This window comes from Chitinophaga sp., from assembly GCF_036566945.1.
Taxonomy (GTDB): Bacteria; Bacteroidota; Bacteroidia; order Chitinophagales; family Chitinophagaceae; genus Chitinophaga.
This window is the reverse complement of record NZ_DATCVJ010000460.1, coordinates 1-9,323: the sequence shown is the minus strand read 5'-3', so window position 1 is coordinate 9,323 and position 9,323 is coordinate 1. Positions and strand designations below refer to the sequence as shown.

Genomic DNA, 9,323 nt, shown 5'->3' with positions numbered 1-9,323 from the left:
GATACCACCGGGTACTCCAATACCTATGTACTACAAGGCCAATCCGGGAAAAAGAAAAGCAGCGGTTCCAAAGACGCCAATGTAGAGCAGCTGACCCTCCGGAATATCAGTTTTGTGATAGACAACCAGCAGAAATTTAAGCTCTTCCACCTGGATATTAATCAACTGGATGGGAAAATAAATGCTACGGATTCGAGTATCCAGTTTACCATGCTGTCGGATATTATGTCGAAAAGCTTCGCTTTTAATTCCAACAAAGGAAGTTATCTCAAGGATAAAAAATTGCAATTGAATCTGTCGGTCATCTTCAATAAGCGCACAAAAATACTGACCGTACCACAGCAGGAAATCCGGATAGATGACCACCCGGTGCTGATTGCAGGGCAGTTTGGCTTTGGCGAAAAACCACCGCCTTTTCAATTAAAAATTAATGCCAACCAGGTGCTGTTGAAAGACGCCGCCTCCTGGTTGCCGCCCAATATCAGCACAAAGCTGAGTAGCATTACTCTGACCAGGCCGCTGGATGCGGAGGCTAACCTCGACGGACATATGAAATACAGGGATACACCTAAGGTGCTGATTACCTGGAAAACGACCAACAACGTATTGGTTACCACCATGGGAGAGTGGACCAACTGTAATTTCACCGGTCGATTTAATAATGAGGTTTTACCCGGACAAGGACATACGGATGAAAACTCAGCTGTGAACATTTTCCAGCTGAGTGCATCGCTGGGAGGTATTCCGCTTAAAGCAGATACCATTCGGGTGGTGAATCTGAAGCAACCTTTGCTGCATGGACATTTCCGTTCGGAATTCCCCTTGGCGAATCTGAACGGCGCAGCCACAGAAGCACCTATTGTATTTAAGGCCGGTAGCGCCAATGCAGACCTGTATTACACAGGGCCGGTACTGGCAGACGATAACACGCCTTCTTCGCTGCAAGGTGTGGTGGCCGTGAAACAGGGGGCTTTTACTTATACACCCCGTAACTTGTCTTTCCACAATGCCAACGCCACCCTGCGTTTCACCGGGCAGGATCTGTTGTTGGAGAATGTAGATATACAAACAGAGAAGAGCAATCTGCAAATGGATGGAGTGGTGAAGAACCTGTTGAACCTGTATTTTACTACGCCGGATAAAATAACGCTTACCTGGAATGTACGTAGCCAGCTGGTAGACCTGAACGAGTTCAAAAGCTTCCTGGCGCCGCGGCAAAAGGCCAAGCCCTCTAAAAGTCAGCAGAAAGCAAAAATAGGGCGCGTATCACGGCAACTGGATGTGGTATTGGCCTCCAGCGATGTAAATATGAACGTGAAACTGGATAAGGTAATCTATCAGCGCTTTACGGCCCAAAATGTAAAGGCCGTGCTGGAGCTAACAAATTCGGATATCTTGTTAAAACAAATAGCACTCGACCATGCAGGCGGCAATATGCAACTGACCGGAGCCATGCATCAGCAGGGAGTTAATAATAACTTCACCATGAATGCTACCGTCAACACGGTGCATATCGGTCAGCTGTTTTATGCGTTTAATAATTTCGGAATGACTTCCCTTACTTCCGATAACCTGAAAGGAAATGTATCTGCGAAAGTGAACCTGAAAGGAAATATACTGGATAACGGTTCACTGGGGAAGAACTCCCTGTATGGCACCATTAATTTTAACCTGAAGAACGGTGCACTCATCAACTTCGGACCATTGGCCGATATCGGCAACTTTGCTTTCCGCAAAAGGCACCTCGATAGTATTACATTTGAAAACCTGAATAATACTTTCCAGGTACAGGGAAATAAAATCATCATTCCGCCTATGCGCATCGCGTCCAGCGCTATTAATATAGACTTACAGGGGGTATACGGTATTGATGGCGGTACTAATATCAACCTGGATATTCCATTGCGTAATCCGGCGAAAGATTCTGCTATTACCGATAAAGAAGAAAAACGCAGGCGTAGCAAGAAAGGAATTGTGGTGCACTTACGGGCAGTATCTGACAAGGATGGGAAGGTAAAAATCAAGCTGGGTAAAGGTGATAAGGATACAAGTGGCAATGCGTCAGATATTGATACCGGAGAAGAACCATAAACAGCTCTTAGCTATTAGCTATTAGCTTTTAGTAAATGCAGCGAATAACAGCTATTAGCTTTTAGTAAATGCAGCGAAGATGATAAAATGTTAGTCTTCGCTGCATTTACTAAAAGCTAAAAGCTAAAAGCTAACAGCTATTTTTTCAAATGCCTGTGCTAAATCACCCTGAATATCTCCAATATGTTCTATGCCCAGTGAAATGCGCAACACGCCTGGTGCTACACCGGCTTTTGTTTGCTCTTCTTCACTCAACTGCTGGTGCGTAGTGGTAGCCGGGTGAATGATGAGGGTTTTGGAATCACCCACGTTCGCCAGATGGTAAATTAACTTCAACGACTGTACGAATTTATCTGCGGCTTCTTTGCCACCTTTGATCTTAAAGGTTAATACGCCACCAAAGCCATTTTGCAGGTATTTCTGTGCCAGTGCATGATATTTATTATCCGGTAAACCTGGATAGTTCACGGATTCCACCTGTGGATGTTGTTGTAGCCACTGTGCCAGTGCCAGCGCATTATCTACTGTGCGTTGTACGCGAAGCGACAATGTTTCCAATCCCTGCAGGAACAGGAACGAATTCTGTGGCGCGAGGGAAGGGCCCCAGCTGCGTAAGCCGGCCACCCTTGCACGAATGATATAGGCGATGTTGCCGAATGGACTCTGGGCGCCGAATACTTCCCAGAAATTCATACCATGATAAGCTTCATCAGGTTCGCTGAACTGTTTGAACTTTCCGTTGCCCCAGTTATAGTTACCACCGTCTACAATGATACCGCCAATGCTGGTACCATGTCCGCCAATCCATTTGGTGGCTGACTCTACTACCACGTTGGCGCCGTGTTCCAGCGGACGGGCAATGTAACCGGCTGCACCAAAAGTATTATCTACCACCAATGGCAAATCATGCTTACGGGCAATGGCACTTATCTTTTCAAAGTCAGGAATGGAAAATCCGGGGTTGCCGATCGTTTCCACATACAGCGCTTTGGTATTTTCATCTATCAGCGCTTCAAAGCTGGCTGGGTTGTCAAGGTCCGCGAAACGGGCCTCTACGCCAATCCGCTTAAAGCTTACTTTAAACTGGTTAAAGGTGCCGCCATATAAGTAAGAAGACGTGACAAAGTTATCTCCCGGTAGCAAAATATTGTGCAGGGCTATAAATTGTGCCGCTTGTCCGGAAGCTACTGCCAGTGCGGCTACACCACCTTCCAGTGCGGCCACTCTTTTTTCAAATACATCCGTGGTGGGGTTCATGATACGGGTGTAGATGTTGCCAAACTGCTTCAGCTGGAAAAGATCCGCCGCATGTTCTGCACTGTCGAAAGTATAGGAAGAAGTTTGGTAAATAGGCACTGCCGCCGCATGTGTACTGCCTTCTGGCTGGTAACCTGCATGTACCTGGAGTGTGTCGAAATGTAATGGCTTATCTGGCATAACCGGAAAATTTAAAGGTGGAGAATAAAAGTCTACAAATATAGTAGACTAATTGTGAAAACAAAATATTTTTCTGGGATCTCCGTAGAAGATATAAAGATTAAATGATAATTTGTTGTTTTAAATAAATGAGCCTTTATTCATGTATATCAGAACAGTAGCTCTTTTTATCCTGATCCTGACAAGTATATCCGGCATCGCACAATCAGATACTGGTTTTATTTTCCGCATCAATCCCAATGTAGTACCGCTGGACAGTGCCACCGATAACCAGGACCTGCTAAAAAGCCTGCATGGATTTCTCTCCACCAAAAACAATGACCTGCATAAAAATGATTACTGGCTGTCGTCCGATTTTGTGGCGAATCCCGCTCCTTATAAGGATTTATATTTTATAGAGATGAGTGGCAAATACCAGGACCCATTTTTTTACAAGCCGGTATTAACGGGCATTCAAATATTATCGCCCGCCGGTAACTACCTGTTGAAGCTGGCTTTTATCAGTCAGCGTGAACGCGAAGCGCCGGTGTTGCGTGCCATCTATAATATTGTTGCGGTGAAAACGCCGGCGGGTTTCCGTTTTAAACATCCGCTGGAAGCGCGGACTGCCCGCTGGCACGCCACTACGATCGCGGACATAAAATTCGTATACCCATGTACGTTTGATACGGCAGTTGCTGAAAAAACAGTCGCCTTTAACCGGCAACTGGCACAACGCTTCGGTGTAGCGCCCATTGTCTTTACGTATTACAAATGCACGGACCGGGAAGAAATGTACCGTATACAGGGCTGGGATTATGAAGCCAGGATCATGGCAGATACTACCGGGGGACTGGCAGAAGTAGAACGCCGGATTCTTTTTAGTGGCAACAACAGCGAATGGTATCCACATGAAGTGGTGCATCTTTATATCAACAGTCTCTATGCGGCTACCCTGAACCAGGTGATCAGTGAAGGATATCCGACTTATCTTGGTGGGAGCGGAGGGCAGCCTTTATCCTGGCACCTGCAACAACTGGCTGATTTTTATGCAGCACACCCGGAACGTAGCATCATGGCCGATATGGAATCCGGCTATGATGTAAACCATCAAAGCACGGTGAGCTATGTGGTAGGCGGTTTGATTTGTCAGCTGGTAGATCAGCAAAACGGCTGGGAGGGCATTAAAAAATTATTAAGTGCCGGTAAGCAATATGACGACTTTTACCGGTCTGTAAAGGAGGTATTACAGGTAGATAAAGGGACGTTCAACGATTTTATCCGCCGCAAATTTGCGCTGCATAACAAAAAATAATATCTTCGATTCATAATTTATAAAAAGAGTGCTTCCGTGAAGAAGCACAGTTGACCGATGTTATTAACTATTACAACTAAACGTTACCCCGCCACAGACCTTGGCTATCTGCTGCACAAACACCCCGCTAAAGTACAAACTGTTGAACTGACCGCCGGTAGTGCACACATTTTTTATCCGGAAGCCACAGATGATTCCTGCACGGCTGCTTTACTGCTCGATATTGATCCGGTACGACTGGTTCGCCGTAACGGTTCCGGGAATGATTTCGCACTGGAACAGTACGTGAATGACCGACCTTATGTGGCCTCGTCTTTCATGAGCGCCGCCATTGCACAGGCGTATTCTTCTGCTATGAATGGGCGTTGTAAAGACAAACCACACCTGACGGACGAAGCGATTCCTTTTGAAATCACCTTGTCGGTTCTGCCGGTGAAAGGCGGCGAGCCCTTACTACGACAGTTTTTTGAGCCATTAGGCTACGACATATCGCTGCAATCCTATGTGCTGGATGAACAGTTCCCGGAATGGGGGCAGAGCCGCTATTTCAATCTGACGCTGCGCCATACGCTGCCGCTGAAAACAATCCTGAGTCAGTTGTACATCCTGATCCCGGTTTGTGACAACGACAAACATTATTTCGTGGGCGGCCATGAAATTGAAAAACTGATGGAAAAGGGGCAGGGCTGGCTGGATACCCATCCTGCCAAAGAACTGATTACCCGTCGTTATCTCCGCCATATTGGCCCGCTGGCCAAAGAGGCGTTGGGTATGATTATGAAGGAAGAAGTACTGCCGGAGGAAGAAAAGCAGCCGAAGGAAAAAGTACGTCTGCATGATGTCCGGCTACAGGCCGTAAGAGACCTGCTCCTGGAGCTGAATGCCAGCTCCGTGGCGGACATGGGCTGTGGTGAAGGTAAGTTGCTGCGTTTGCTGATGGAAAAATCTGCCTTCAAAAAGATCCTGGGCATGGATGTGAGCTATCATTCGCTGGAAATAGCCCAGGCAAAACTGAAGCTCGACCGCCTGCCGGAAATGCAGAAAGCACGCCTGCAACTGATCCAGGGATCACTAACGTACAGGGATAAACGTTTATCAGGCTTTGATGCCGCGGTATTGGTAGAGGTAATAGAACACCTGGACCCACCCCGTCTGACGGCCCTGGAAAAAGTGGTTTTTGAGTACGCCCGGCCGCAAAATGTGATTATTACCACGGTAAACGCAGAATATAACATGATGTACGAAACCCTTAGCAGTGGTAAGTTCCGGCATAATGACCACCGTTTTGAGTGGACAAGAGCCGAATTTGAGGCATGGGGTAACCGCGTAGCCGCACAATTTGGTTATATTGTAACCTATAGGCCCTTGGGAGAAGCAGATGAAGTATTAGGTGGTCCCAGCCAACTGGCCCTGTTTAAAAGATAATTATGGAAGAGCTGATTTTGCAAAAAATAAAAGAACTGGAACAATCGCATCAGGTTAAAATACTCTATGCATGCGAATCCGGCAGCCGCGCCTGGGGCTTTCCATCGCCGGACAGCGACTTTGACATCCGCTTTATTTACACACGTCATAAAGATACCTACCTGAGCATCACAGAACAACGGGATGTGATTGAACCTCCGGTAGATGAAGTACTCGATGTAAGCGGATGGGATATCCGTAAAGGATTACAGCTGTTCCTGAAATCCAATGCGCCCTTATATGAATGGCTGCAGTCGCCCATTGTATACCAGGAAGAAACCGACTTCAAACAAACCCTCACAGGTTTGATGGAAAAATATTTCTCGCCAAGATCTGGTTGTCATCACTACCTGTCTATGGCGAACAACACGTTCACCAACGAACTGGAAGGAGACATGGTGAAAGTAAAAAAGTATTTTTATGTGTTACGGCCCATGCTGGCTTGCCAGTGGATTCTGGCCGGCAAAGGCGTACCACCCATGGAATTTGCCACGCTGCGTACTTTAATCACCGATGAAGCCATTCAAAAAGAGATTGATCATTTGATGGAAGTAAAAGTGAATGCGGATGAGCATACTACGATTGCGCCGGTATTAGCGTTGCATCAATGGATCGCCCGTACCCTGGAAGAATGCAAATTTTTATCTGCTGAACTGCCAGCCGTAAGGAACGACACCGCCGAACTGGATGCGCTTTTCCGGAAATATATAGCCTATGACTTTTGAAGCACTGCAGCAAAACAGGGCATATATGCTGCTGGAATGTATCAGCGGCAGCAGGGCATATAACCTGCAGCTGCCCACTTCAGATACCGATATCAAAGGCGTATTCATATTGCCCCAACAGGAACTGTATGGGATGACGTATACCCCGCAGGTAGCCAATCAAAGCAATGATGAGGTATATTTTGAAATAAAACGTTTCCTTGAATTACTGGAGAAAAATAACCCCAATATACTGGAGCTGTTAAGTACTGGTGCCGACAATCAATTATACCGTCACCCGCTGATGGAGCTGATAAAGCCGGCGGACTTTTTATCACGTTTATGCCTGGATACCTTTGCCGGTTTCGCGAATACGCAGCTGAAAAGGGCCAGGGGACTCAATAAGAAGATCAACCAGTCGTACCCGGCAGAAAGGAAATCCGTTTTTGAATTTTGCTACGTGATTGTTGGCAGCCAGAGTGTGTTACTACGGAATTGGCTACACGAAAAGCAGCTGCAACCCGAACACTGTGGTCTATCGCGCATCGATCATTTCCGCGATATATATGCCTTATACCATACCGGGCAATTTGATACACCGGTCATCTTCAAAGGCATTTTCTCCGGATCAGATGCCAACGATGTGCAACTGAGTGCGGTCCCTAAAGGACCAGCCCCGTTGGCGATTATGCAGTTTAATAAAGATGGTTACACCGTTTATTGTAAGGAGTTCGCCGCCTATCACGAATGGGAAACACTTCGCAACGAAGCGCGGTATGCCCACAACAAAGCGCTGGGCGCCGACTACGATAGTAAGCATATGATGCATACTTTTCGTTTGTTAAACATGGCCGCAGAAATTGCGCAATATAAAGAAGTACGTGTTTACAGACACGACCGCGATTTCCTCCTGCGTATCCGTAACGGTGAATTCAGTTACGATACCCTGGTGGAAATGGCCACCGAAAAATTACATCACATGCAACAGCTGTATGCTGTGTCAGACCTGCCGGAACACCCGGACCCGGCGCTGGCGGAAACGCTGTTAGTAAGAATAAGAGAAGCATATTATGTCTCGTAGAAATACCAAATTATCACACATCTCTATACCAGAATTATCACTGGTATTATTAATCGGCCCTTCAGGCGCCGGTAAGTCCACGTTTGCCCGTCAGTTTTTTAAACCCACAGAAATTATTTCGTCTGATGTTTGCCGCGGCTTAATCAGCGATGATGAAAACAACCAGACCGTGTCTGCTGATGCGTTTGAACTGGTTCGGTTTATAGCTGCCAAGCGTTTAAAGTTGGGCTTACTCACCGTGATTGACGCCACCAACGTACAACCCGAATCCCGCCGGGAATGGGTGCGGCTGGCCAGAGAATATCATGTGCTGCCGGTAGCTATTATCCTGAACATGCCGGAACACGTATGTCAGGAGCGGAATACGCAGCGGAGCGATCGTAATTTCGGTACGCATGTGATCCCACAACAAATCTCACAGCTGAAGCGTGGGCTCCGTGATCTGCGGGAGGAAGGCTTCCGCCAGATTTTTGAAATGCGCTCACCGGAAGAGGTGGCCATGCTGGAAACCATTACCCGTACGCCACTCTATAATAATAAAAAAGACGAACACGGTCCGTTCGATATCATCGGTGATGTACACGGTTGCTACGATGAATTGTGTAACCTGTTGGAAGTACTTGGATACCATATAGACAAGGAAAATGCTTCCCTGATCAGCGCACCCATGACTACTAACGCCGAAGGATACACGCGTTTTCGTAAACCCGTTTTTGTGGGCGACCTGGTAGACCGTGGTCCGAAATCACCGCAGGTACTACGTTTGGTGATGAATATGGTGAACAATGGCCTGGCCTTATGTGTGCCGGGAAACCATGATGCCAAATTACTGCGTTACCTGAACGGAAAAAATGTACAGCTCAGACATGGCCTGGAACAAACGGTGGCACAGCTCAGCAGCGAAAGCCCGGAGTTCCTGGAATCCGTGAAATCATTTATAGATGGCCTCATCAGCCATTATGTGCTGGACGACGGCAAACTGGTAGTAGCACATGCGGGCTTAAAGGAAAGCATGCAGGGGCGTGGCTCCGGAGCGGTGAGAGAATTCTGTTTATACGGTGAAACCACCGGCGAAACAGATGAATTTGGACTCCCCATCAGATATAACTGGGCGGTGGAATATAAAGGCCGGGCCATGGTAGTATACGGACACACGCCCGTACCTGCAGCACAGTGGTTGAATAATACCATCGACATAGATACCGGTTGCGTATTTGGGGCTTCACTGACCGCTTTGCGCTATCCGGAAAGA

The 9,323-nt window shown here is 47.1% G+C and carries 7 protein-coding genes; 6 read left to right on the top strand and 1 reads right to left on the bottom strand.

All coding sequences use genetic code 11. The annotated features are described in order from the left end of the window. A partial coding sequence (locus tag VIP81_RS14195) for an AsmA-like C-terminal region-containing protein (protein ID WP_331961725.1) occupies positions 1-2,091 on the top strand: 2,091 nt, incomplete at its 5' end. A gap of 123 nt (positions 2,092-2,214) precedes the next feature. Here VIP81_RS14195 and VIP81_RS14190 read toward each other — a convergent pair. Continuing rightward, a complete protein-coding gene (locus VIP81_RS14190) occupies positions 2,215-3,528 on the bottom strand; it encodes an O-acetylhomoserine aminocarboxypropyltransferase/cysteine synthase (protein ID WP_331961723.1) in 1,314 nt (437 codons plus the stop codon). A 142-nt stretch (positions 3,529-3,670) separates the two neighbouring features. On the opposite strand from VIP81_RS14190, the gene VIP81_RS14185 reads away from it, so the two are divergent. The 5 genes from VIP81_RS14185 to VIP81_RS14165 all read left to right on the top strand — a co-directional run. Continuing rightward, complete coding sequence (locus VIP81_RS14185) at positions 3,671-4,822, top strand: hypothetical protein (RefSeq protein ID WP_331961720.1); 1,152 nt, start codon at positions 3,671-3,673, stop codon at positions 4,820-4,822. A 57-nt stretch (positions 4,823-4,879) separates the two neighbouring features. Next, positions 4,880-6,247, top strand: a complete 1,368-nt coding sequence (locus VIP81_RS14180; protein WP_331961717.1) for a 3' terminal RNA ribose 2'-O-methyltransferase Hen1 — start codon at positions 4,880-4,882, stop codon at positions 6,245-6,247. 2 nt (positions 6,248-6,249) lie between these two features. Beyond that, a complete protein-coding gene (locus VIP81_RS14175) occupies positions 6,250-7,011 on the top strand; it encodes a nucleotidyltransferase domain-containing protein (RefSeq protein ID WP_331961714.1) in 762 nt (253 codons plus the stop codon). Continuing rightward, the gene (locus VIP81_RS14170) at positions 7,001-8,071 is read left to right on the top strand and encodes a DNA polymerase beta superfamily protein (RefSeq protein ID WP_331961711.1); all 1,071 of its coding nucleotides are present in this window, start codon (positions 7,001-7,003) and stop codon (positions 8,069-8,071) included. The genes VIP81_RS14175 and VIP81_RS14170 overlap by 11 nt, the downstream gene beginning before the upstream one ends. Beyond that, positions 8,061-9,323, top strand: a 1,263-nt coding sequence (locus VIP81_RS14165) for an AAA family ATPase (RefSeq protein WP_331961708.1), incomplete at its 3' end; no start/stop codon positions are given. The genes VIP81_RS14170 and VIP81_RS14165, both read left to right, overlap by 11 nt.

Excerpts from the sequence above, each read along its gene's own strand:
- VIP81_RS14180 (WP_331961717.1), top strand. The coding sequence starts at position 4,880 with ATGTTATTAACTATTACAACTAAACGTTACCCCGCCACAGACCTTGGC.
- VIP81_RS14185 (WP_331961720.1), top strand. The coding sequence starts at position 3,671 with ATGTATATCAGAACAGTAGCTCTTTTTATCCTGATCCTGACAAGTATA.
- VIP81_RS14170 (WP_331961711.1), top strand. The coding sequence starts at position 7,001 with ATGACTTTTGAAGCACTGCAGCAAAACAGGGCATATATGCTGCTGGAA.
- VIP81_RS14190 (WP_331961723.1), bottom strand. The coding sequence starts at position 3,528 with ATGCCAGATAAGCCATTACATTTCGACACACTCCAGGTACATGCAGGT.
- VIP81_RS14175 (WP_331961714.1), top strand. The coding sequence starts at position 6,250 with ATGGAAGAGCTGATTTTGCAAAAAATAAAAGAACTGGAACAATCGCAT.